The organism is Streptomyces sp. NPDC008317, from assembly GCF_042955955.1.
Classification (GTDB): Bacteria; Actinomycetota; Actinomycetes; order Streptomycetales; family Streptomycetaceae; genus Actinacidiphila.
In genome coordinates this window covers 905,420-930,103 of sequence record NZ_JBIBFQ010000002.1, presented here as the reverse complement: position 1 = coordinate 930,103, position 24,684 = coordinate 905,420, and the positions used below count along the sequence as shown (strand labels likewise).

Sequence of the window (24,684 nt, the reverse complement as noted above, 5' to 3'; positions counted from 1 at the left end):
GTGCGCCTCAACCGGATCGTGCTCTCCACCGTCCTCGTGGTGATCGCCATGGTCGCCCAGGTCAGCGTGCTGGCCCGGCTGCACCTGCCCGGCGCGGTCCCCGACCTGCTGCTGCTGACCGTGCTCGGCCTGGCCATCGCCTACGGCCACGTCGGCGGCTGCCTGGTCGGCTTCGGCGCGGGACTGCTCGCCGACCTCGCGCCACCGGCCGACCACGCGGTCGGCCGCTACGCGCTCGTGCTGTGCGTCATCGGCTACCTGGCGGGACTCGCCAAGCCCGAGAGCGGCCAACTGCGCACGGCCGCCGGACCCATGCTCGTCGTGATCGGCGCGGCCGTCGGCACCACGCTGCTGTACGCGGGCGTCGGCAGCCTCGTCGGCGACACCGCGGGCGCCCATGTGGGCCTGCCCAAGCTGGTGTTCACCGCGACCGTCTACGACCTGCTGCTCGCGCCCTTCGTGGTGCCGCTCGTGATGGCCCTGGCCAGACGCTTCGACCACGATCCGCTCACCGAGGACCCGACCGGCGGCTTCGGCGGCAGCGCGCTGCGCACCCGGCCCACCCGTACCAGGACCGGTTCCGGGATCAGCCCGCAGCGCGGCCTGTTCGGCCGGGCCAAGACGATGGCCTCGATGCCCAGGGGGGCCAGAAGGTGAGCAACATCCCGGAGACCGGGCGCACCTCCCGGGTCACGATCCGCCTGGTGATCCTCCAGATCCTCGTGGTGTCCCTGCTGCTCACCCTCGGCGGACGCCTGTGGTATCTCCAGATCCGCAACGGCCAGGAGTACGACCAGAAGGCCGCGAACAACCACATCCAGCAGGTCGTCACCCCGGCCGTCCGCGGCTCGATCCTCGACGACCGCGGTGTGCCGCTCGCCGACAACCAGACGCGCCTGGTGGTCTCCGCCTCCCGTACCGACCTGCTCAAGCAGCGCGACGACGGCCTGGCCGTACTGACCCGGCTCGCCGGTGTCCTCGGGCTGACCCCCAAGGAAGTCACCGACAAGGTGCGGCTGTGCGACGCGAAGACGCCCAAGCCGTGCTGGAACGGGTCGCCGTACCAGCCGATCCCGATCACCGACGAGGCCACCACCCAGCAGGCGCTCCAGATCATGGAGCGGCGCGAGGACTTCCCCGGCGTCACCGCCGAGCCCACCGCCGTACGCCGCTACCCCAGTCCTTCCAAGGCGAACACCGCGCAGGTCCTCGGCTATCTGTCGCCGGTCACCGACGCGGAGCTGACCGCCTCGGAGAAGACCGAGGCGCCGCTCCAGCGCTCCGACCAGATCGGCCGCTCCGGCCTGGAGAGCGTCTACGACGCGCAGTTGCGCGGCAAGGCGGGCGTGACCCGCTACGAGGTCGACAACCTCGGCCGGGTGATCGGCAAGGCGGGCGACACCCCGGCGCAGCCCGGCGCGAACCTGGTGACCAGCATCGACTCCAAGGTCCAGGCGCTCACCGAGAAGGAACTCGCGCAGGCCATGGCCGACGCGCGCAAGACGTACGACAGCATCACCCACCAGAACTACAAGGCCGACTCCGGCGCGGCCGTCGTCCTGGACAACAACACCGGCCAGGTCATCGCCATGGCCAGCGCCCCCACCTACGACCCCAACGAGTGGGTCGGCGGGATCTCCGCCAAGGACTACAAGGCGCTCAACGAGACCGAGTCCAACTACCCGCTGCTCAACCGCGCCACGCAGGGCCAGTCGGCGCCCGGCTCCACCTTCAAGGTGGTGTCCACCTCGGCGGCCGTCAACGCCGGTTACGACATCAACGGCGGCTACCCCTGCACCTCGTCGATGACCATCGGCAACCAGGTCTTCAAGAACTTCGAGAACGAGAGCTTCGGCGACATCTCGCTCGGCCGCGCCCTGGAGGTCTCCTGCGACACCGTGTTCTACGGCATCGCGTACGACCAGTGGCAGAAGGACGGCGGCACCGACCCCAAGCACCCCAAGGACTGGTTCTACAAGACCGCCCACCAGTTCGGCCTCGGCGCCAAGACCGGCATCGACCTGCCGGGCGAGGTCACCGGCCGCGTCCCCGACCGTCAGTGGAAGCAGAGCTACTACGACGCGATGAAGGACTACTGGTGCAAGCTCAAGAAGACCAGTAAGAAGAACGACCTGGCCACCGCCATCGCGCGGGAGAACTGCACCGACGGTTACGTGCTGCGCGCCGGTGACTCCGTCAACTACGCGATCGGCCAGGGCGACACGCTCGTCACGCCGATCCAGATGGCCCGGATCTACGCGGCGCTCGCCAACGGCGGCACGCTGTACCAGCCGACCATAGGGAAGGCCGTGGTCAGCGCGGACGGCAAGACCGTCACGCCGATCAAGCCGAAGGTGGCGGGCAAGCTGCCCGACTCCAAGTCGACGCTGAAGTACATCAACAAGGCCACCGCGGGCGTCGTCACGGACGGTACCGCCAACTGGAAGTTCGCCGGCTGGCCGCAGGACAAGATCACGCTGCACGCCAAGACCGGTACCGCCGAGGTCTCCGGCAAGCAGACGACCTCGTGGCTGACCACGTACACCAAGGACTACACGATCGTGATGACGATCTCGCAGGCCGGTACCGGCTCCGGCGCCTCGGGCACCGCGGTCCGCCGGATCTACGAGGCGATGTACGGCATCGAGAAGGACGGCCCGAAGATCGACGCGAGCAAGGGCATCATGCCCAAGCCGGTCGCCGCGCTGCCGAAGATCTCCGGTGACGGCGTCGTCGTGCCCGCCTCCGACACCACCTTGACGCCGTCGCAGCACGGCACGCCGGGCGACCCGGGCCCGGTGCTCGCGGCCCTCACCCCGACCCGCACCGAGAAGCTGCTGCAGGGCAGGAAATCCTGGTCATGAGTGCCACCAACAGCTACTCGATCCGCCGCTTCACCCCCGAGCGGTCCACGCTGGGCAAGCTCTTCGCCCGCGACTCGATAGCGCGCCGGATGGACTGGGTGCTGCTCTTCGCGTCCCTCGCGCTGACCGCCATCGGCACGATGCTGGTGTACTCCGCGACCCGCAACCGCACCAATCTCACCCACGGCGACCAGTACTACTTCCTGATGCGGCACCTGATGAACGCCGGGATCGGCGCGGGTCTCGCGATCGGTGTCGTCGTCATAGGGCACCGCAGGATGCGCGGCATCGTGCCGTTCTACTACGTGCTGGCGATCCTCGGCATCCTCGCGGTGCTCAGCCCGCTCGGCTCGACCGTCAACGGCGCGCACTCGTGGATCGTGATCGGCGGCGGCTTCTCGCTCCAGCCGTCGGAATTCGTGAAGGTCGCGATCATCCTCGGCATGGCGATGGTGCTGTCCGCGCGGGTGGACGCGGGCGACCGCGAGCATCCGGACCACCGGACCGTGCTCCAGTCGCTGGGCCTGGCCGCGCTGCCGATCCTGATCATCATGATGATGCCGGACCTCGGCTCGGTGATGGTGATGGCGGCGATCGTGCTCGGGGTGCTGCTCTCCTCCGGCGCGTCCAACCGCTGGGTGTTCGGCCTGATCGCCGCCGGGATCGGCGGCGCCCTCGCCGTCTGGCAGCTCGGCATCCTGGACAAGTACCAGATCGACCGCTTCGCGGCCTTCGCCAACCCCGCCCTGGACCCGGCGGGCGTCGGCTACAACACCAGCCAGGCGCGGATCGCCATCGGCTCCGGCGGCCTGCTCGGCAAGGGCCTGTTCCACGGCAGCCAGACCACCGGGCAGTTCGTGCCCGAGCAGCAGACGGACTTCGTCTTCTCGGTCGCGGGCGAGGAACTGGGCTTCCTCGGCGCCGCCCTGATCATCGCGCTGATCGGCCTCATCCTGTGGCGGGCCTGCGCCATCGCCCGCAATGCCACCGACCTGTACGGCACGATCGTCGCCGCCGGAATCGTCGCCTGGTTCGCCTTCCAGTCCTTCGAGAACATCGGCATGACGCTGGGCATCATGCCGGTCGCGGGTATCCCCTTGCCCTTTGTGTCGTACGGCGGATCATCGATGTTCGCCAACTGTGTGGCCATAGGTCTGTTGCAGTCCGTACGGATGCAGCGGCCGATGTCGGCGTGACGCGCGGGCCCGGCCGGTCGGGAGGGGTCCGCGGATCCCGTCCCGGCCGGCCGCGCCATTGCTCGCGGGCGGGGTGCCCGGTTACCGTCGAGCATGGGTCAGCGAGTGCGCGAGACCGAACGCAAGTACGAGGCCGGTGACGGCCCCGGCCGCCCCCTGACGCCTCCCGACCTCGAAGGACTGCCGTCCGTCGCCGGAATCCGGCGCCTGGACCCCGTCCTCCTCGACGCCGTCTACTACGACACCGCCGGCCTCGCGCTGGCCGCCCACCGCACCACGCTCCGCCGCCGTACCGGGGGCGAGGACGCGGGCTGGCACCTGAAACTGCCCACCGGCGAGCCCGACACCCGCACCGAGGTCCGTGTCCCGCTGGGCGCCGCCGACGACGCCCCGCCCGAGGAGTTGCGCACCGAGGTCGCCGCGCTGCTCAGGGGCCGCCCGCTGAACCCGGTGGTCCGGCTGCGCACCACCCGGCACCGGACCCTGCTGCTGGACGCGGAGGGCGGCGCGCTCGCCGAGATCGCCCACGACGAGGTCGCGGCGTACGTGTACGCGGCAGCCGCGTACGAGACCGGTGCGTACGAGACGGGTGCCGACGAGACCGGTGCGTACGAGACCGGCGCCGACGCCGACGCGGGGGCGGACGGCCCGAGCTGGACCGAGACCGAGGTCGAGCTGATGCGCGGCCCGCCCGCCCTGCTGGACGCCGTCGAGGAGCGGCTGACGGCGGCGGGACAGCGCCGCTCGGCCTCCCGCTCCAAACTGGCCCGCGCGCTCGGCGACCGGCTCGCCGAACCGCCCGCGCCGCCCGGCACCCCCGCCACCGCGGGCGAGGTCGCCACCGGGTACCTGCGCGAACAGCTCACCGCGATCCTCGCGCTCGACCCGCTGGTGCGGCGCGACCAGGAGGACGCCGTGCACCGGATGCGGGTCGCCACCCGCAGGGCCCGCAGCGCCCTCAAGAGCTTCCGCAGGGAGCTGGACCGCGGTGCCACCGACCCGCTCGGCGCGGAGCTGAAGTGGCTGGCCGCCGTCCTCGGCACCGAACGCGACCGCGAGGTCCTCGCGGACCGCGTGGACGGGCTGCTCGCCGAGGCCGACCCCGCGCTGGTCACCGCGGCCGTACGCGACCGGCTGCGGGGCCTGGCCGCCGACAGCCACGCGCGCTCCCACGCGGCCCTGGTCCGGGTGCTGAACGGGACCCGCTACTTCGCGCTGCTCGACCGCCTGGAGGCGCTGCTCGTGCTGCCGCCGTTCCTGGTGTCGGCCGCCGCGCCCGCCCACGAGGCCGCCACCGCCGCCGTGGGCCGCGACCACCTGCGGCTGCGGCGGCAGATCCAGGCCGCGCTGGCGCTGCCGCCAGGCGACGACCGCGACATCGCGCTGCACGAGGCCCGCAAATCCGCCAAGCGCGCCCGCTACTGCGGCGAGGCCGCGCAGCCGGTGCTCGGCAAGCGGGCCGCCGCCCACACCGGCCGGATGAAGTCCGTCCAGCAGCTCCTCGGCGAGCACCAGGACAGCGTGATGTGCCGGGCGGCGCTCGGCCGTACCGCGCGGGAGGCACGGGCGGCGGGGGAGCCCACCGAGGCGTACACGGCGCTGATCGCGGCCGAGCGGGCCAGAGCGGCGGCCGTGGAGGCGGAACTGCCGGATGTCTGGCGGTCGGCGGACCGCGACATCTGAGCCGGGGCCCGGGCGCGGTGGGGCCGTGACGGATGAGCGGGACCGGGCCGCCGCGAGACACGGGTACCCTTGAGGGTCACCCAGCCCCCACGCCGCCGGCCGGGGGAGTCCCAGCCGTCTGATGAGAGTCGCCGAGATGCCTGTCGAGTCGGTCTTCCCGCGCCTGGAAGCACTTCTCCCGCACGTCCAGAAGCCGATCCAGTACGTCGGCGGCGAGCTGAACTCCACCGTCAAGGAGTGGGACAGCACCGACGTCCGCTGGGTGCTGATGTACCCGGACGCGTACGAGGTGGGCCTGCCCAACCAGGGCGTCATGATCCTCTACGAGGTGCTCAACGAGCGCGAGGGCGTCCTGGCCGAGCGCACGTACAGCGTGTGGCCCGACCTCGAAGCGCTGATGCGCGAGCACGATGTGCCGCAGTTCACGGTCGACGCGCACCGCCCGGTCCGCGCCTTCGACGTGTTCGGCCTCAGCTTCTCCACGGAGCTGGGCTACACCAACATGCTCACCGCGCTCGACCTGTCGGGCATCCCGCTGCTCGCCGCCGACCGCACGCTGGACGACCCGATCGTGCTGGCGGGCGGCCACGCCGCGTTCAACCCCGAGCCGATCGCCGACTTCATCGACGCGGCCGTCATCGGGGACGGCGAGCAGGCCGTCCTGGAGATGACCGAGGTCATCCGCGCGTGGAAGGCCGAGGGCCGTCCCGGCGGCCGGGACGAGGTGCTGCTGCGGCTGGCGAGGACCGGCGGGGTGTACGTGCCGCGCTTCTACGACGTGGAGTATCTGGCCGACGGCCGGATCTCCCGCGTCGTGCCCAACCGCAGCGGCGTGCCGTGGCGGGTGTCCAAGCACACCGTGATGGACCTCGACGAGTGGCCGTACCCCAAGCAGCCGCTGGTGCCGCTGGCCGAGACCGTGCACGAGCGGATGTCGGTGGAGATCTTCCGCGGCTGCACCCGCGGCTGCCGCTTCTGCCAGGCGGGCATGATCACCCGCCCGGTGCGCGAGCGGTCCATCACCGGGATCGGCGAGATGGTCGAGAAGGGCCTGAAGGCCACCGGCTTCGAGGAGGTCGGCCTGCTCTCGCTGTCCTCCGCCGACCACACCGAGATCGCCGAGGTCGCCAAGGGCCTCGCCGACCGGTACGAGGACGACAAGATCGGCCTGTCCCTGCCGTCCACCCGCGTCGACGCCTTCAACATCGACCTGGCCAACGAGCTGACCCGCAACGGCCGCCGCTCCGGTCTGACCTTCGCCCCCGAGGGCGGCTCCGAGCGGATCCGCAAGGTCATCAACAAGATGGTCTCGGAAGAGGACCTGATCCGTACCGTGGCCACCGCCTACGGCAACGGCTGGCGGCAGGTGAAGCTCTACTTCATGTGCGGGCTGCCCACCGAGACCGACGAGGACGTCCTCCAGATCGCCGACATGGCGAAGAAGGTCATCGCCAAGGGCCGCGAGGTCACCGGGCAGAACGACATCCGCTGCACGGTCTCCATCGGCGGGTTCGTGCCCAAGCCGCACACCCCCTTCCAGTGGGCCCCGCAGCTCGGCGTGGAGGAGACCGACGCCCGGCTGGAGAAGCTGCGCGACGCGATCCGCGGCGACAAGAAGTACGGCCGCAACATCGGCTTCCGCTACCACGACGGCAAGCCCGGCATCATCGAGGGCCTGCTCTCCCGCGGCGACCGCCGGGTGTCGGCCGTCATCCGGGCCGTCTACGAGGACGGCGGCCGGTTCGACGGCTGGCGCGAGCACTTCAGCTACGACCGCTGGCTGCGCGCCGCCGAGGCCGAGCTGCCCGCCTTCGGCGTCGACCTGTCCTGGTACACCACCCGCGAGCGCACCGCCGAGGAGGTCCTGCCCTGGGACCACCTGGACTCCGGTCTCGACAAGGACTGGCTGTGGGAGGACTGGCAGGACGCCCTGGACGAGACCGAGGTCGACGACTGCCGCTGGACGCCGTGCTTCGACTGCGGTGTCTGCCCGCAGATGGACACCCACATCCAGGTCGGCCCGACGGGGCAGAAGCTGCTGCCGCTGTCGGTGGTGAAGTGACGGTCGGCGCCGCCGCGAGGTAGCGCGACACGGCCCGTGGCCCCGCACGCAGGACGCGTGCGGGGCCACGGGTTTTTTCGGGGGGCGAGCCTTCGGTTACGAGCCGTTGATCACGTACTGCGATCCGGGCTCGATGAGGACGCTGCCGTTGGCGGAGTTGGTGATGGTGACGTGGGACAGATTGGCGCTGCCCCGCGCGCCGCCCTGGGCGCGGATCCCGGCGCCGTTGTTGGACTTGTCGATGGTGACGTTGCTGATGGTGACGCCCGGCATGGCGCCGCCGCCGTTCTTGAACTGGATCCCGTCGTAGGTGGAGTCGGCGATGTCGGTGTCCCGGATGGTGACGCCGGTGATGTCACTGGTGGAGGCGAACAGGGTGATGGCCCCGAACTTCTGCGCCTCGCCCCAGAAGACGCCGCCGCCGCGCTGGATGCCGTTGTTGGCGATCAGCGTCTGGCCGGAGAACGGCAGCGGGTCGTGGTCGGTGGCCAGCATGATCGCCGGGTAGTTCATCGTGTCGTAGACGAGGTTGTTCTCGATGGTGTTGCCGTAACCGCCGTAGATCGCCAGGCCGTTGGCGCGCCAGGGCAACTGGATGGTGTTGTTCACGAAGTGGTTGTCGTGCGCGATGTCGACGGACTGGTCCTTGACGTACTTGTTGGCCCAGACCGCGAGCGAGTCGTCGCCCGTGGTGCGGAAGGAGGAGTTGAACACCTTCGAATTGCGGGTGCCGTTGGTGAAGTTGATGCCGTCGGCGTAGGTGTCGCGGATGCGCATCCCGCTGAATTCGAGGCCGTCCGCCGGTCCCCACAGGGCGGGGATGTTGTCGTAGTCGCGGCCGACCCAGACACCGACGTTGGCGTGCTCGATCCACACGTTGCTGATCTTGGTGTTCTTGCCGAACCGGCCGTTGAGGCCCACGCCGCCCTCGGCGTTGCCGTCACCGCCGCGGATCCGGCCGGAGCCGAAGATCGCGATGTCGGAGATCTGCGTGTTGTTGTCGATGTCGAAGCCGAAGTTGCCCTCGTGCGGGTGGTTGATGCTGCCCACGGCGTCCTGCGGCTGGATCAGCGAGTAGAGCTGCGAGTACCACATGCCCGCGCCGCGGATCGTGACGTTGCTGATGCCGACCTGGTTGTACTGGCCGCGGTGCAGCGGGTCCTCGGTGAGGATCTTCTTCTCCTGGCGCCACTGGCCCGCCGGGATCCACACGCAGTTGATGAGGCCGTTCTGGTTGGCGGTCACGGCCCGCTGGATCGCGGCGGTGTCCTCGATCCCGTCGTCCGGGATCGCGCCGTACTCGGTGATCGACGTGCACTCGGCGGGCTTGGCCTTCGGCGGCGCCACCTGCTCCAGGTCGATCAGGTCGATGACGTAGAACGACGCCGTGTCGGTCGCGTCCCGCTGGAGGCGGAATTTGGTGCCCACCGGATACGTCGTCGACAGCAGCGCGTTGGATTCGTCGAACAGCCGACGGGCGTCCGCCTGCGGCGAGTTGGTCAGCGCCTCGGGGCCGTCGGTGTTGCCGTACAGCCAACTGTGCTTCGAGGACAGGGTGATCTTCCGGTTGAACGTGTTGTTGATGTAGAGGCTGATCGTGGCCTCGATGCCGCCGCCGTTCGCGGCGTCGGGGATCGAGTTGCGCACCACGATCGAGTTGGTCGGGTTGGTGGAGGTGAACTCCACGAACTGACCGGTGGTGTTCAGCCGTACCGACTTGCGGCCCGAGGACTCGGTCGCGAAGTTGGTGTGACCGAAGGTGCGCAGCGGGTCGGTCTCCAGGAGCGTGCCCTGGTACGTGGCGGCCTCGGCCTCGTACTCGGTGTACGGGACGGCGGCGCCGCGCCCGACCACGATCGAGCGGGAGAAGGTGTTGTTGGTCTCGTTGGTCTCGGCGACGACGTTGGTGGCGTCCGCGGTCGCGACGAGGGTGGCGCCGCCGCTGGTCGCGGTCCAGGTGCCGGTGACGTTCACGGTGACGGTCGCGCCCGCGGCGATCGCCGGGGTGCTGGTGTCGAGCGTCGTGCCGCCCACGGTGAGGCGGGTGACGGTGGCGACGCCCGTCGAGGTGGTGCCGCGGTTGTGCACCGAGACGGTGAAGGAGACGGCCGCGCCGACCGCGGGGCTGGCCGGGTTGGAGGTGATACCGAGCACTTCGAGGTCGGGGCCCGGCGCCTGCGCGACGACCAGCTTCGTCGGTGAGGCGAGGCTGTTGTTGTCCTTGCTCTGCTCGATGACGGTGCCATTGGGGTCGACCACGGCCGAGACGGTGTAGCTGCCCACCGCCCGCTTGCCGACGGCGACCTGGACGGTGGCGGACGCACCGGCGGCGAGGGCGGCCACCGGGGCGCTGCCCGCGACGACACCGCCGACGCTGACATTGACGGTGGTCGCGGGCGACGCGGCGCTGCCGATGTTCTTCACGGTGGCGCTGACGTTCACGGTGTCGGTCTCGACCGGGGCGGTCGGGGTCCACGACAGCGCGGTGACGGTCAGGTCGGGGTTGGGCGCGGGTACGCCGATGACCTGCACCTCGGCGACCTGGCCGCCCGGGGCACCGGAGTTGGAGAAGAACCCGAGCTGGAGGTCGGCGGCCCGGCCGGTGACCGGGATGGTCACGGTGTTCTGGTTGCTCGACGGGCTGAACGCGTAGTCGGCCCTGGCCTTCAGCGAGGTGAAGCCGGTCGCGCTCTGGCCGCGCCCGAGCACCTGGATGTTCTGCGTGCGCGGACCCCACGCGGCGTCGGGGTTGAGCTTGACGACGACGGAGGTGATGTCGGCGTCGGAACCGAGCTTGACCGTCAGCGTCGACGGGAAGCCGTTGGACTCCCAGTAGCTGCCGACCTGGCCGTCGTTGGCGTTGGACGCGACGAAGGACTGGGCCGTCGAGGACGCCTCGATCGGCTTGCCGCGCGCCAGGTCCTTGCCCGTGCCGTCACCGGGGCCGGGATCGCCGGGGCCGGGGCCGCCGGGGTCGGTGACCGTCGTGCCGTGGATCTCCAGCTCGGATATCTGCGCGGCCGGCCACGCGGTGTTGGCGGTGATGTTCAGCCGTACGTAGCGGACCGTCGCGGCGCTGAAGTCGACCGTCACGGTGTTGGCGGAAGCGGGGTTGAAGGTGCGGCCCTGCGCGGCGGACAGCGTGCTGAAGGCGGCGCCGTCGGTGCTGCCCTGCACCGCGATGGTCTCGGTGCGCGCCTCCCAGCCGGCCGGCAGCTTGAGCACCACCTGGTCGACGGCGGCACCGCTGCCGCCGAGGTCGATCTGCACCCACTGCGGGAAGGTGTTGTTCGGTCCTTCCCAGTACGTGCCCTGGTTGCCGTCGGTGACCGCGGAGGCGGGGTATCCGCCCACCGCGCCGCTCGACGAAGCGGCCTTCCCCGAGGCGAGGTTGGGCCGGTCGGCCGCGGCGGCGGCCCCGGACAGTGGCAGGAGCCCGATGGCGATCAGACCGGCGGTGACCAGGCCGGTGATCAGCCGACGGCTGAGCTGTTTCCGTTTCATGTGTCCTCTGTTCAGTCGGAACGAGAGAGCGCGGACGACGCGCGGGACGCGCGGGGTTCGCAGGACGCGAGGCGGCTCCTGCCGTGAAGTTGCATACAGATGTGAAGAATTGAGAGAGCATTGACCAGCTTTTTGCGAGTCACATGTTGCGATCGTGTCACCGGCTTGTCAACGGTTTACGCACGTCATTCGATTTGTTGACAAGACCTGCGCATGCCCAACACATGCGCGCCGCCGACGACTTGACGGGGCGGAACCTGCGCAAGGCCCCTGGCCCGCGCCGTGGCGGAGCGTTTTCGCGCGGTGCCGCGAGCCGCGCTTCGAGGCGTGCGTGGAGCCGTACTCGCAGGAGTGCTCGCCGGAGCACGTCGAGCCGCGCCCCGGCCCGTGTGCGCGGCCGTGACACGTGGCCGTGCCACGCCCCCGGCCGCCGCCGCGCGACGTCTCCGGGCGGTATCCGCCGGGTGCCGATCCGGCTGCGGACACCGCGCGGTACGCCAACCCGCCAAGCCCTGCGGGTAGGTTCACCGCATGGCTCTGGAACACCCGCGGGGGAGCGGCGACGGCTGCCTGACCGTCGCCATACGTATGCCGGTCCGTCTCGTCGCCTTCGCCGTCGTGCTGCCGCTGCGCCTGCTCTGGGACGCGCTCGCGACGGCCGGGCGCGCGACCTCGGCCGGACTGCGCTGGACATGGCGCCGCCTGCTGCTCCCGCCGCTGCGGGTCCTCGGCGCCGCGCTCGCCTGGGCGGTGCGCACCCTGGTGGTGATCCCGGCCGTCTTCCTGACCCGCTACCTGGTCGTCGTCCCGCTCGTCGCCCTGTGGCGGTACGTGCTCGTACCGCTCGGCCACGCCGCCGCCTGGACACTGCGGATGCTCGGCGCCGGCACGGGACTGCTCGCGCACTGGCTGCTCGTCGTCCCCCTGACCGCCCTCTACACGTACGTCCTCGCGCCCGTCGGCCGCGCCGTCCGCTGGACGCTGCTGACCCTCGGCGCGGGCCTGGGCGCGGGCGCCTCCTGGCTCGGCCACTACCTCCTGGCCGTGCCCGCCCGCTGGCTCTGGCGCTCCCTGCTGGTGCCCGTCGCGCTCGCACTCGCCGCGGCCGTCGTCTTCTTCGTGCGGTACGCGCTGGTGTGGCCGCTGGCGGCGCTGTGGCGGTACGTGCTCACGCCGGTCGGCCGCGGCCTCGCGTGGACGCTGCGGATGACGTGGCTCGGCCTGCTCTGGCTGGTCAGAACCTTGGTCGTGCTGCCGGTCGGCTTCGTGTGGCGGCGCGTCGTCGTCCCGGTCGCACGCGAGATCGGCGCGGCGCTCGGCCACGCCTGGCGGGTGACCGGCTATGTCTCGCGCGCCGTCGGCCGCGGCATCGCGTGGCTGGCCCGCGTGCTGATCGCGGTCCCCGCCGCCTGGGTCTGGAGCCGGACCGGCGCTCCCGTACTGCGCGCGGTACGGGCCGCGGGCCGCTGGTACCGGCGCGCGGTCTGGCAGCCGGTCAAGGACGCGGTCGCCGACGCCCGCCGCTCGCTGCGCGAGTTGCGCGCCGAGACCCGCAGGGCGCTCTTCGGCGATCCGGTCGGCGCCGCCGAGCGGCGGCTGCCGCCGCGGCGGGCCGGGTACGAGCCGGGGGCGTTCGGCCCGGCGCCGGCGACGGACGCGGCCGACGTATCAGAGGCGCCCGATCCGGCCGACGCGCTGGTGGCGAGCGCGCACGCCACGCAAGCGCTGCCCCGGCCGGCGGCCCGCCACCGTAAGCAGCCCGGCCCCGACCTCGCCAAGCGGCGTCCGCCGACCCACCGCTGAGCGGGGGACCGGCACCGGTTCAGGGCGTTCCCCCGAGACTGTCGACCCCGGGTTGTCCACAGGGCGGGGGTCACCCGTCAACAGCAACGCGCGACGCGGCGTAACCTTGTGAAAGACAAGCGGGCCCGGTGACGGGCTCCCGGGACACGAGTACGCACGAGGGACTGAACGACACTGGGCAAGCGACAGCCCGAAGGTCCGCCGCCCGCACCGGCGGTGCAGCGCATTCGACTGCGCTACACCAAGCGTGGCCGCCTCCGGTTCACCAGCCACCGCGACTTCCAGCGCGCCTTCGAGCGGGCCCTGCGCCGCGCCGAGGTGCCGATGGCGTACTCGGCGGGCTTCACCCCGCACCCCAAGGTGTCGTACGCCAACGCCGCACCCACCGGCGTCGGCAGCGAGGCGGAGTATCTGGAGATCGCCCTCGCGCGCAGCGTCGACCCGGAGAAGCTGCGGCTGCTGCTCGACGAGTCGCTGCCCGCGGGACTCGACGTCATCGAGGCGGTCGAGGCCCGGACCTCGGGACTCGCCGAACGCCTCGAGGCGTCCGTCTGGCAGGTCAGGCTCGACGGTGTCGACCCGGCCGAGGCACGACAGGCCGTCGCGGCGTTCCTCGCCGCGGAGACCGTGGAAGTACAGCGCAAGACGAAGAACGGCATCCGCACGTTCGACACCCGCGGCGCCGTCACGCGCCTGGAAGTCGTGGACGACACGCCGGACAACGGCGCCGGGCACGACGCGGACATGTCCGAACAGGGTGCCGATAGGCCGCAGGACCGCGCCTGTGCGATACTGCGGCTGGTTGTACGGCACCTGACACCTGCCGTACGGCCCGACGACGTACTGTCCGGCCTCCATGCGACGGCCGACCTCGCGCCGCCGGTCCCCGCAGCGGTGACCAGGCTGGCGCAGGGGCCGCTCGACGAGGAGTCCGGCACGGTCACCGACCCGCTCGCGCATGATCGCGACGCTGTGACGGTACCTGCCGGGTCCGCGTAGCCACGTCGTCACGCGTCGCCGACGCACCAGGGAGCCACCCGGGTCCGGCGCCGCAGACCACATGAGACTTTCGTCGACCCGCCGACGCGGTGCCGACGAGCGACACAGCAGCTCCCGTGCGGCGCCCGCGCCCCCGGACAGCGGCACCGCGACCAAGCGGCCCGCCGCACCGGACATGGACGCGGCGCCCGGGAGCTCGACGGGAGCATTGCCCGAATGCACGACCAGACCGACTCCAACGAACCCACCCCCACATCCGAGGCCGCCGCCGAGGCCGCGCCGCCGCGCCGCCGCCGGGCCGCCTCCCGCCCCGCGGGCCCCCCGACCGACGCCGCCGGCGGCTCCGCCCCCGCCGAGCCCGCGGCCCAGGCCCCGGCTCCGGCCTCCGATGACGCCTCCGCGTCCGAGGCAGCCGCCCCGCCGCGCGCTCGCCGTCGCGCCACCCGCAAGGTCGCCGCTCCGGCCGTGACCGCCGGTGACGAGACCGCCTCCGACGCCGCCACGGCCGCCCCCATGAGTTCCGAGACCGCCGAGAGCCTGGCTCCGGCCTCCGACGACGCCTCGGCGTCCGAGGCAGCCGCCCCGCCGCGCGCTCGCCGTCGCGCCACACGCAAGGTCGCGGCCCCGGCCGCGTCCACCGCCGACGAGACCGCTGCGGGCGATGCCCCTGACGGCGGTACGGACACCGCCGCGGCGTCCGGCTCCGCCGCTGACGACACCGCCGCCTCCGACGAGGCCCCCGCCGCGCCGCCGCGCGCTCGCCGCCGTGCTACCCGCAAGGTGGCGGCCCCGGCCGCCTCGACGGCGGACGAGACCGCTGCGGGCGATGCCCCTGACGGCGGTACGCCCGGCCCGGTGACCGCCGAGCCCGCCGCCGCCGAGGCCCCCGCTGGGGACGCGGCCCCGCCGCGTGCCCGCCGTCGCGCCACGCGCAAGGTGGCCGCCCCGGCCGCCTCCACCGCCGACGAGACCGCCTCGGGCGATGCCCCTGACGGCGGTACGCCCGCCGCGGTGACCGCCGAGCCCGCCGCCGAGGCCCCCGCCGCCGCCGAGGCCCCCGCTGGGGACGCGGCCCCGCCGCGTGCCCGCCGTCGTGCCACGCGCAAGGTGGCCGCACCCGCCGAGGCGCCCGCCGCCGACGGCACCGCGGGCGAGATCGCCGAGGCCCCCGCACCCGCGGCGCCCGTGGCGCCGCCCGCCCCGGCCGCCGAGCCGGAGCCGCGCGCCCGGCGGTCACGCAAGCGCACGGCCGGAGCCCCTGCGGCGACGTTCTCCGCGGGCGACGGCTCCCGGCGGCTGAAGCCGGGCGCGCTGGCGCCCCGGGACGAGGCCGAGGCCGAGGCCGACACCGTCACCGCCAGTGCGCACGACACGCCGGAAGAGCGCTTCGAGTACACCGGGAAGGCGCTCCAGGACGGCGACGAGTGGAACGTCGAGGTCGACGACGCGTACGAGATCCGCGGCTACGGCCAGACGGTCGAGGAGGCGAACGCCAACGCGGTGGCCGCCCTCGCCGAGGCGTTCGGCATCCCCGTCGCGTCCATCACCCTTGAGGTCAGGACCGAGGAGCGCCCGGCGCGCGGACGCCGCAGGGCGTCGCGTCCGCCGACGGCCGTCTTCCAGCCGCCGGTCTTCCAGGCGCCCACGGCCGAGCCCGTGGCGGCCGGTGCCGTCGCGGAGGAGCCCGCCGTCGCCGACGAGGACGAGACCGACGAGCGGGACAGCGGCCCGCGCCGCCGCCGCCGTCGCCGTGGCGGCTCCGCCGCGGAGCCGGCGACCGCCGAGGCGGCCACCGCCGTGGACGTGGACGAGGCCGACCCCGACGCGGACGACGAGCAGGACAACGACGCGGACGCCGACGGCGAGCACGACGGCGATGACCGTCCGTCCCGCCGTCGCCGCCGCGGCGGTCGCCGCCGTCGCCGGGGCGAGTCCAGCGAGCACGAGGACACCGCGTCCTCCGACGACGAGGACGAGTCGTCCGAGGGCGACGACGAGGAGGACTCCGCCGACGAGTCGGCGCACGACGACGACCACGGCTCGGGTTCCAGCACCAGCCGTCGCCGCAGGCGCCGTCGCCGTCGCGGTTCCGACTCCGGCGCCGACGACTCCGCCAACGGCGGCGACGACCCGGAGCGCACGGTCGTCAAGGTCCGCGAGCCGCGCCAGAAGTCGGAGTCCGGTGGCGGCACCGGCGCCGACGAGGTGCAGTCCATCAAGGGCTCCACGCGCCTGGAGGCCAAGAAGCAGCGCCGCCGCGAGGGCCGCGAGCAGGGCCGCCGCCGCGTGCCGATCATCACCGAGGCGGAGTTCCTGGCGCGCCGCGAGGCCGTCGAGCGCGTCATGGTGGTCCGGCAGAACGGCGAGCGCACCCAGATCGGCGTGCTGGAGGACAACGTCCTCGTCGAGCACTACGTCAACAAGGAGCAGGCCACCAGCTACGTCGGCAACGTCTACCTGGGCAAGGTGCAGAACGTGCTGCCGTCCATGGAGGCCGCGTTCGTCGACATCGGCAAGGGCCGCAACGCCGTCCTGTACGCGGGCGAGGTCAACTTCGAGGCGCTCGGCATGGGCAACGGCCCGCGCCGTATCGAGTCCGCGCTCAAGTCCGGCCAGCCGGTCCTCGTCCAGGTGACGAAGGACCCGATCGGCCACAAGGGCGCCCGCCTGACCAGCCAGGTCTCGCTGCCCGGCCGCTACCTGGTGTACGTGCCCGAGGGCTCGATGACCGGCATCAGCCGCAAGCTCCCCGACACCGAGCGGGCCCGGCTGAAGACCATCCTCAAGAAGATCGTCCCCGAGGACGCGGGCGTCATCGTCCGCACCGCCGCGGAGGGCGCCAGCGAGGACGAGCTGCGCCGCGACGTCGAACGCCTCCAGGCACAGTGGGAGGACATCCAGAAGAAGGCCAAGAGCGGCAACGCGCCGACGCTGCTCTACGGCGAGCCGGACATGACCGTCCGCGTCGTCCGCGACATCTTCAACGAGGACTTCTCGAAGGTCATCGTCAGCGGTGACGAGGCGTGGAGCACGATCCACGAGTACGTCACCCACGTCGCGCCCGACCTGGCGGACCGGCTGTCGCGCTGGACCTCGGAGATCGACGTCTTCGCGACGTACCGCATCGACGAGCAGCTTCTGAAGGCGCTGGACCGCAAGGTGTGGCTGCCGTCCGGCGGTTCGCTGGTGATCGACAAGACCGAGGCGATGGTCGTGGTCGACGTCAACACCGGCAAGTTCACCGGGCAGGGCGGCAACCTGGAGGAGACCGTCACCCGCAACAACCTGGAGGCGGCCGAGGAGATCGTCCGCCAGCTCAGGCTGCGGGACCTCGGCGGCATCGTTGTCATCGACTTCATCGACATGGTCCTGGAGTCCAACCGCGACCTGGTCATGCGGCGGCTGCTGGAGTGCCTGGGCCGGGACCGGACCAAGCACCAGGTGGCCGAGGTCACCTCGCTCGGCCTGGTGCAGATGACCCGCAAGCGGGTCGGCCAGGGCCTGCTGGAGTCCTTCTCCGAGACCTGCGTGCACTGCAACGGGCGCGGCGTCATCGTCCACATGGACCAGGCGACCACCACCGGCGGTGGCGGCGGCAAGCGCAAGCGGCGCGGCAAGTCCGGCAACGGCGGCGCGGCGGGCGACGGTCACGACCACGAGCACGAGAACGAGCACGTGCTGGAGGCGGACGCGGACGACGCCGACTCGGTCGACTCGGCCGACGAACTGCCCGAGCTGGAGCCGATCGAGGTCGGCGAGGCCGAGTTGGTGCCGACCGTCGGCGACCCCGAGGAGGAGTGGTTCGGCACCGCGGCCGAGGCCGAGGCCGCCGCCCACGGCAGCCGCGGCCGCTCCCGGCGGCGCGGCGCCCGTAAGGCCACCTCGCCCGCGGGCGCGCCGCCCGCGGCCGACCACGAGCCGGAACCGGCCGTCGTGGTCGTCCCGGTCAGCGAGCCCGTCATCGAGCAGGCGCCGGTCGCCGAGCCCGAGGTCTCCACGGAGCCCCCGGCCCGCGCCCGTCGTCGTGCCACGCGCAAGGTGACGGCTCCCGCCGGGTCTCCCGCGGTCTCCGAGGACGCCGCTGTCGTGGTCGTCCCCGCCGAGGCCCCGACGGCCCCGGTCGAGGCCGCGCCCGAGCCCGAGGTCTCCACGGAGCCCCCGGCCCGTGCCCGTCGTCGTGCCACGCGCAAGGTGACGGCTCCCGCCGGGTCGCCGTCGGGCGCCGACGACGCGGCCGTCGTGGTCGTCCCGGCCGAGGCACCGGCCGCCGATGCCGCTGACGCGGAGCCCAAGAAGCGGGCGCCGCGTAAGGCCGCCACGAAGAAGGCTGCCGCCAAGAAGACGGCGACGAAGAAGGTCGCGGCCAAGAAGACGACCACGAAGAAGGCTGCCGCCAAGAAGTCGGCCGCGCCCTCCGAGTAGTCCGGCCCCGCGTGGCCCGCGCCCTGCCCCGGGCGCGGGCCACGCGTGTCCACCCTGCGGGTGGGCTGTGCCCCTTCGGGGCACAGGTCTCGCGGCGGGGCACCGTAGCGGATTTGACCGGGCCGGAGGCCCTCCGTAGTCTTGACCTTCGGCGTTTGTGCGCCCACTTCTGAGCAAATCCCTCCCGGTCCGCCGGGAGAGGCCCCCCGCGCACCATCGGGACGGCTGGCATCAGGGGTCCGATTTCAAGAGCGAGAGAGTGAGATCCGCGTGTACGCAATCGTGCGTAGCGGTGGTCGTCAGCACAAGGTGGCTGTCGGCGACATCGTTGAGGTTGACAAGATTCCCACGGGCAAGGTGGGCGACGCGATCGAGCTCTCGACGCTGCTCGTCGTCGACGGCGACGCCGTCACCAGCGACCCGTGGGTGCTGGCCGGTGTCAAGGTCGAGGCCGAAATCGTGGACCACCACAAGGGCCAGAAGATCGACATCCTGCGCTACAAGAACAAGACCGGCTACCGCCGTCGCCAGGGTCACCGCCAGCAGTACACGGCGCTGAAGATCACCGGCATCCCCACGGCTGCGAAGTAAGGGACTGAGGAGAGATGGCACACAAGAAGGGCGCATCGTCCACTCGGAACGGTCGCGACTCCAACGCTCAGCGGCTCGGCGTCAAGCGCTTCGGCGGCCAGGTCGTCAACGCCGGTGAGATCATCGTCCGCCAGCGCGGCACGCACTTCCACCCCGGCTCCGGCGTCGGCATCGGCAAGGACGACACGCTGTTCGCCCTCTCCGCCGGTGCGGTCGAGTTCGGCACCAAGCGTGGGCGTCGTGTAGTGAACATCGTTCCGGCCGCCTGATCCAGGCACCGTAGAGCGACACAGTTTCACCTCCGAGGGCGGACCTCGCTTCCCGACCAGGGAAGCGGGGCCGCCCTCGGCGTGTTACGTCTTGGAACGCGTGAAAGCGCGCGTACCGCACCACCCCGTGCACATCCGCACCACCCCGTACGTATCTGGAGGAATGCCATGACCACCTTCGTGGACCGCGTCGAGCTGCATGTCGCCGCGGGTAACGGAGGCCACGGCTGCGCCTCCGTTCACCGGGAGAAGTTCAAGCCGCTGGGCGGCCCCGACGGCGGGAACGGCGGCCGGGGCGGCGACGTGATCCTCGTCGTCGACCAGGACGTCACGACGCTGCTCGACTACCACCACAGCCCGCACCGCAAGGCGACCAACGGCAAGCCCGGCGAGGGCGGCAACCGGTCGGGCAAGGAGGGTACGGACCTGGTGCTGCCGGTGCCCGACGGCACGGTCGTGCAGGACAAGGACGGCAATGTGCTGGCCGACCTCGTCGGCCAGGGCACCACCTTCATCGCGGGCCAGGGCGGTCGCGGCGGCCTCGGCAACGCGGCGCTGGCCTCGGCCCGCCGCAAGGCGCCCGGCTTCGCGCTGCTCGGCGAGCCCGGTGTGGCGCGGGACATCGTCCTGGAACTGAAGACGGTCGCCGACGTGGCGCTGGTCGGCTACCCGAGCGCGGGCAAGTCCTCGCTGATCTCGGTGCTGTCGGCCGCCAAGCCGAAGATCGCCGACTACCCGTTCACCACGCTGGTGCCCAACCTCGGTGTGGTGACGGCCGGTTCGACCGTCTACACGATCGCGGACGTACCGGGGCTGATCCCCGGCGCCAGCCAGGGCAAGGGCCTCGGCCTGGAGTTCCTGCGGCACGTCGAGCGCTGCTCGGTGCTCGTGCACGTGCTGGACACCGCGACGCTGGAGTCCGACCGCGACCCCGCCAGCGACCTCGACATCATCGAGGAGGAACTGCGGGCGTACGGCGGCGGGTTGGAGGACCGGCCGCGGCTGATCGTGCTCAACAAGATCGACGTGCCCGACGGGCGCGACCTCGCCGAGATCATCAGGCCGGAGCTGGAGAGCCGCGGCTACCAGGTCTTCGAGGTGTCGGCCGTCTCCCACGAGGGGCTGCGCGAGCTGTCGTTCGCCCTGGCGAAGATCGTCGCCGAGACGCGGGCCGCCAAGCCGGTGGAGGAGTCCACCCGCGTCGTCATCCGCCCGCAGGCCGTCGACGACGCCGGGTTCACCGTCACCCACGACGGCGAGAGCCTGTACCGCGTGCACGGCGAGAAGCCCGAACGCTGGGTCCGCCAGACCGACTTCTCCAACGACGAGGCCGTCGGCTACCTCGCCGACCGCCTCAACCGCCTCGGCGTCGAGGACGCCCTCCTCAAGGCCGGCGCCAACGCCGGCGACGCCGTCGCCATCGGCCCCGACGAGGACGCCGTCGTCTTCGACTGGGAGCCCAGCATGGCCGCAGGCGCCGAAATGCTCGGCCGCCGCGGCGAGGACCACCGTTTCGACGCCCCTCGCGCCGCCGTCACCCGCCGCCGCGACAAGCAGGCCGAGCGCGACGACGCCGAAGAGGAGTACCACGGCTTCGACCCGTTCAAGTAAACGCGCGACCGGCCCCCTGGGAAGGGGGCCGGTCGGGGTGGGTCAGGCGTCCGCGTGGGCCGGGGAGGGGCGGTTCGGGTCGGGCTCGGCGAGCGCGGACGGCGGGGTGAGAATCCGGCGGCTCAGCAGGTAGGTGAAGGGGATGGCGGCTGCCGCGGCGGCCAGCGGGGCGATCTTGTCGTTCATGCCCGCCCACTCCACGAGGGCGTAGACGCCGACGCTCGTGACCACGTAATTGGTCAGGTTGGTCAGCGGGAAGAGCAGGAACTTCCGCCAGGTGGGCCGCGTCCGGTACGTGAAGTACGTGTTCAGGAAGAACGACCCGATCATGCTGAGCACGAACGCCAGGGTGTACGCGGCGAAGTACGGCATCCACGGGTGCAGGGCCAGGTAGAAGCCGTAGAAGGTGGCGGTGTTGACCCCGCCCACGAGGGCGAACCGCACGATCTGGAGCAGTTGCGGTGAGCGGGTGCCGGCCAGGCTCAACGGATCTCCATCCGGGGCAGCGACGCGCTCGTCGGTGCGGCGCCGGCCTGCCGTGCCACCCCGAAGGCCCGCGGCGCGTTCGTCTCCTTGACCAGGAAGTGCGGCCGTCGCTTGGTCTCGTAGTAGATGCGCCCAATGTACTCGCCTATCAACCCCAGCATCAGCATCTGGAGCCCGCCCAGACCGACGACGGCGACGAGCAGCGTCACATAACCGGGCGCGTCGGGCCCCTTGATCATCGCCATGACGGTGACGACCACGGCATACGCCGCCGCGACGGCACTGAGCGCCATTCCCAGATAGATGGCCAGCCGCAACGGCCGGTTGTTGAACGAGATCAGCCCGTCCATGCCGTAATTGATGAGCGCGCCGAAGTGCCACTTCGTCTCGCCCGCCTCCCGCGCGGCATTGCGGTAGTCGAAGGTGACGGTGTCGAAGCCGATCCAGGAGAAAAGTCCCTTGGAGAAGCGGTTGTACTCCGGCATCGCGAGCAGCGCGTCGACCGCGCGCCGCGACAGCAGCCGGAAGTCCCCGACGCCGTCGGTCAGTTCGACGTCCACCCACTTGTTGATCATCCGGTAGTAGAGCCGGCTGGCGGCCGTGCGCAGCTTCTTGTCGCCCTCGCGGGTGCGCCGCGCGATCACCTGGTCGTGCCCGGCGCGGTGCAGCTCCAGCATGCGCGCGATCAGCTCCGGCGGGTGCTGGAGGTCGGCGTCCATCACGACCACCGCGTCCCCGGTCGTCTCCTTGAGCCCGGCCAGGATGCCCGCCTCCTTGCCGAAGTTCCGGCTGAAGGACACGTATCGCGTGCTCGCCTCGCGGTTCTCGGCCAGGGCCCGCAGCCGCTCCAGGGTGCGGTCGGAGCTGCCGTCGTCGACGTAGCACAGCTCGTAATCGACGGAGAGCGCCGTGAGGGTCTCCCGGATGCGTACGTCGAAGAGCTCGATCACGGCTTCTTCGTTGTAGCAGGGAACTACGATCGACAGTCGCATGAGATCACTTTCGGCGCCGTACGCGGATGCAGGGCGGATGCGGTGCGGATTCAGGGCGAGTGCTGGGTAAGTCCTGAGTGAGTGCTGAGTGAGTGCGGTCCCGGCGGACGGATCCGCACGTGATCCCGCACGCTCTGCGTCAGCGTAGGACGGCCCGTGGCCCTGCTTTGGGCGCCGAACAAGGCGTCGGGGAAAGTTACGCGAAGCGCCCTTGCGGCTCAATGAAGAATTCACCCAACGATGGGCAACCGAATTCCTGATTCCGCATTACGTGTAACGTCGCGCGCGGCCGGAGTTCCGGACAGGTATACCGCACGCGGCCCCTTGGAGAACGCAAGGCATACTTGAGGTATCGGCCCGGACCACCGTACGGGCCGTCGTCGTACGTCAACGGCCCGCGTCGCGGCGGGCCCCGCAATCGATGAGGAGCCGCCCGCCGTGCGTAATCCCGAGGCACCCCGACTGCTGGGGGTCTACCGACGAGCAGTACCGGAGAGCGCCCGACGGAAGATCGCCTCCCGCGTCGACTCGGACTTGCGCAAGCAGGTGAAGCTGCGCATCGCGGGCGCGACCGCCGCCGCCGAGCGGGCCAGGGCGGCCAGGGTCGGCAAGCGCCACCAGGCGCTGGTGGACCGTCCGGACCGCACGGTGATCACGGTCAACCGCGAGGCGAAGGTCGCGCTGATCGTCCCCGGCGTGACCCCGCTGGCGGCCCGCAGGGCCAACCTCGACGCGGTCCTCGGCTGCCTGTCCGCCGCCGGTCTCGACCACTTCTGCGTACGGGGCCGCTCGCACACCGCCTCGGCCGTGGCCGTCCACGAGAGCGACCGGGAGGCGGTGCTCGCCGCGCTGACCGCGCTGTGCGCCGAGGAGCCCGGCTACGTGACCGCGGTCAAGGGGAACTCCCCGGTGCCCGAGGAGTCGCTGCCGGGCTACGAGCAGCCGTCCTGGCGCCGTCTGGCGGGCGCCGGGGTCTTCCGCCTCACCTGGTACCGCACCGACGAGAGCAAGGGCCTGGCGCTCGGCACCCGCTACGGCTGCGACATCGAGTTCTGGCGCGAGGAGGACGGCGCGCTCGTGGCGCCGCGCCCCGGCAAATTCGCCGAGGCCGTCCCCGCCGACGCCAAGACCGTGCAGGCGCCCGAGGCGTTCTTCACCGACCTCGCGCCGCGCGACACCGGCGCGGGCCCGCGCTTCGAGGTCCGTACCCGCGAGCACTTCGCGATCCACACCACCGACGAGATCCGCTTCCCGGTCGACGTCGTCTACACCTGGGTGGACGGCGCGGACCCGGCGTGGCTGCGCCGCCGCGCGGACTTCACCGGCGCGGCGTACCACGACGAGGCGGCCAACGCGGCGCGCTACCTCAGCCGTGACGAACTGCGGTACTCACTGCGCTCGTTGCACATGTACGCGCCGTGGGTCCGGAAGATCTTCCTGGTCACCGACGACCAGACGCCGTCCTGGCTGAAGACCGAGCACCCCGGCATCGAGGTGGTCAGCCACCGGCAGATCTTCCGCTCGCCCGGCTCGCTGCCGACCTTCAACTCGCACGCCATCGAGAGCCAACTGCACCACATCGAGGGCCTGTCGGAGCACTTCCTGTACTTCAACGACGACGTGCTGCTCGGCAACGAGGTGACGCCGCAGGACTTCTTCCTCGCCAACGGCCTGACGAAGTTCTTCCCCTCACCCGCGCTGGTGCCGCTGGGCGAGAAGACGGAGGCCGACCCGCCGGTCGCGGCGGCCGGGAAGAACAACCGGCGGCTGATCGAGGAGCGCTACGGCGCCGTCCTCGTGCAGAAGATGAAGCACATGCCGCACGCCCTGCGGCGCAGCGTCCTGGACGAGATCGAGGACGAGTTCGCCGCCGAGTACCGGCACACCGAGTCCAGCCACTTCCGCAGCATGGACGACATCTCCGTCGCCTCGTCGCTGCACCACTACTACGCCTTCCACACCAGGCGCGCGATCCCGTCCAACGACCTGCCGTACACCTACCTGGACCTGACCCACCCCTGGACCGAGACCCGGCTCGGCCGGCTGCTCGCCAACCGCGACAAGACCGTCTTCTGCATCAATGACACGGTCTCCACGGAGAACGACGCGACCGGCCAGAAGGACCTGATCACCCCGTTCCTCGACGCGTACTTCCCGGTGCCGAGCCCCTTCGAGAAGGAGTAGCCCGGCACCGGGCGGGCT

15 protein-coding genes are annotated in these 24,684 nt (G+C 71.5%); 12 read left to right on the top strand and 3 right to left on the bottom strand.

Features of this window, described 5'->3' with window-relative positions; all coding sequences use genetic code 11:
* The 5 genes from mreD to ACFY9V_RS09065 all read left to right on the top strand — a co-directional run bounded on the left by mreD (nucleotide 1) and on the right by ACFY9V_RS09065 (nucleotide 7,805).
* The gene (mreD, locus tag ACFY9V_RS09085) at nucleotides 1–657 is read left to right on the top strand and encodes a rod shape-determining protein MreD (RefSeq protein ID WP_391047608.1); all 657 of its coding nucleotides are present in this window, start codon (nucleotides 1–3) and stop codon (nucleotides 655–657) included.
* A complete protein-coding gene (gene mrdA / locus ACFY9V_RS09080) occupies nucleotides 654–2,864 on the top strand; it encodes a penicillin-binding protein 2 (protein ID WP_355349546.1) in 2,211 nt (736 codons plus the stop codon). The genes mreD and mrdA overlap by 4 nt, the downstream gene beginning before the upstream one ends.
* Complete coding sequence (gene rodA / locus ACFY9V_RS09075) at nucleotides 2,861–4,060, top strand: rod shape-determining protein RodA (protein WP_355349549.1); 1,200 nt, start codon at nucleotides 2,861–2,863, stop codon at nucleotides 4,058–4,060. Before mrdA ends, rodA begins: the two co-directional genes overlap by 4 nt.
* A 93-nt stretch (nucleotides 4,061–4,153) precedes the next feature.
* On the top strand, nucleotides 4,154–5,743 hold the full coding sequence (locus ACFY9V_RS09070; protein ID WP_391160350.1) for a CHAD domain-containing protein: 1,590 nt from the start codon (nucleotides 4,154–4,156) through the stop codon (nucleotides 5,741–5,743).
* 136 nt (nucleotides 5,744–5,879) lie between these two features.
* Nucleotides 5,880–7,805, top strand: a complete 1,926-nt coding sequence (locus ACFY9V_RS09065; protein ID WP_355349555.1) for a TIGR03960 family B12-binding radical SAM protein — start codon at nucleotides 5,880–5,882, stop codon at nucleotides 7,803–7,805.
* A gap of 96 nt (nucleotides 7,806–7,901) precedes the next feature.
* Here ACFY9V_RS09065 and ACFY9V_RS09060 read toward each other — a convergent pair whose 3' ends face one another.
* Nucleotides 7,902–11,309, bottom strand: coding sequence for a CARDB domain-containing protein (locus ACFY9V_RS09060; protein ID WP_391047585.1), 3,408 nt, complete (start codon nucleotides 11,307–11,309; stop codon nucleotides 7,902–7,904).
* A 531-nt stretch (nucleotides 11,310–11,840) separates the two neighbouring features.
* Between ACFY9V_RS09060 and ACFY9V_RS09055 the strand changes: the two genes are divergently transcribed.
* The 6 genes from ACFY9V_RS09055 to obgE all read left to right on the top strand — a co-directional run bounded on the left by ACFY9V_RS09055 (nucleotide 11,841) and on the right by obgE (nucleotide 21,004).
* Complete coding sequence (locus tag ACFY9V_RS09055) at nucleotides 11,841–13,112, top strand: hypothetical protein (RefSeq protein ID WP_391160348.1); 1,272 nt, start codon at nucleotides 11,841–11,843, stop codon at nucleotides 13,110–13,112.
* Between the two features lie 216 nt (nucleotides 13,113–13,328).
* The gene (locus ACFY9V_RS09050; RefSeq protein WP_355349564.1) at nucleotides 13,329–14,111 is read left to right on the top strand and encodes a TIGR03936 family radical SAM-associated protein; all 783 of its coding nucleotides are present in this window, start codon (nucleotides 13,329–13,331) and stop codon (nucleotides 14,109–14,111) included.
* Between the two features lie 216 nt (nucleotides 14,112–14,327).
* Nucleotides 14,328–18,533 carry an Rne/Rng family ribonuclease gene (locus ACFY9V_RS09045; RefSeq protein ID WP_391160346.1) on the top strand — a complete coding sequence of 1,402 codons (4,206 nt, stop codon included), beginning with the start codon at nucleotides 14,328–14,330 and terminating at the stop codon, nucleotides 18,531–18,533.
* A 270-nt stretch (nucleotides 18,534–18,803) separates the two neighbouring features.
* Nucleotides 18,804–19,124, top strand: a complete 321-nt coding sequence (gene rplU, locus ACFY9V_RS09040) for a 50S ribosomal protein L21 (protein WP_355348975.1) — start codon at nucleotides 18,804–18,806, stop codon at nucleotides 19,122–19,124.
* Nucleotides 19,125–19,138: 14 nt separating this feature from the next.
* On the top strand, nucleotides 19,139–19,393 hold the full coding sequence (gene rpmA / locus ACFY9V_RS09035; RefSeq protein WP_031514533.1) for a 50S ribosomal protein L27: 255 nt from the start codon (nucleotides 19,139–19,141) through the stop codon (nucleotides 19,391–19,393).
* A 168-nt stretch (nucleotides 19,394–19,561) separates the two neighbouring features.
* A complete protein-coding gene (gene obgE / locus ACFY9V_RS09030) occupies nucleotides 19,562–21,004 on the top strand; it encodes a GTPase ObgE (RefSeq protein ID WP_355348971.1) in 1,443 nt (480 codons plus the stop codon).
* A gap of 42 nt (nucleotides 21,005–21,046) precedes the next feature.
* Here obgE and ACFY9V_RS09025 read toward each other — a convergent pair whose 3' ends face one another.
* Nucleotides 21,047–21,490, bottom strand: coding sequence for a GtrA family protein (locus tag ACFY9V_RS09025; protein ID WP_355348968.1), 444 nt, complete (start codon nucleotides 21,488–21,490; stop codon nucleotides 21,047–21,049).
* On the bottom strand, nucleotides 21,487–22,482 hold the full coding sequence (locus ACFY9V_RS09020; protein ID WP_355348965.1) for a glycosyltransferase family 2 protein: 996 nt from the start codon (nucleotides 22,480–22,482) through the stop codon (nucleotides 21,487–21,489). Before ACFY9V_RS09020 ends, ACFY9V_RS09025 begins: the two co-directional genes overlap by 4 nt.
* Nucleotides 22,483–22,920: 438 nt before the next feature.
* On the opposite strand from ACFY9V_RS09020, the gene ACFY9V_RS09015 reads away from it, so the two are divergent.
* Nucleotides 22,921–24,666, top strand: coding sequence for a stealth family protein (locus ACFY9V_RS09015; protein WP_355348962.1), 1,746 nt, complete (start codon nucleotides 22,921–22,923; stop codon nucleotides 24,664–24,666).
* Nucleotides 24,667–24,684 lie beyond the last annotated feature (18 nt).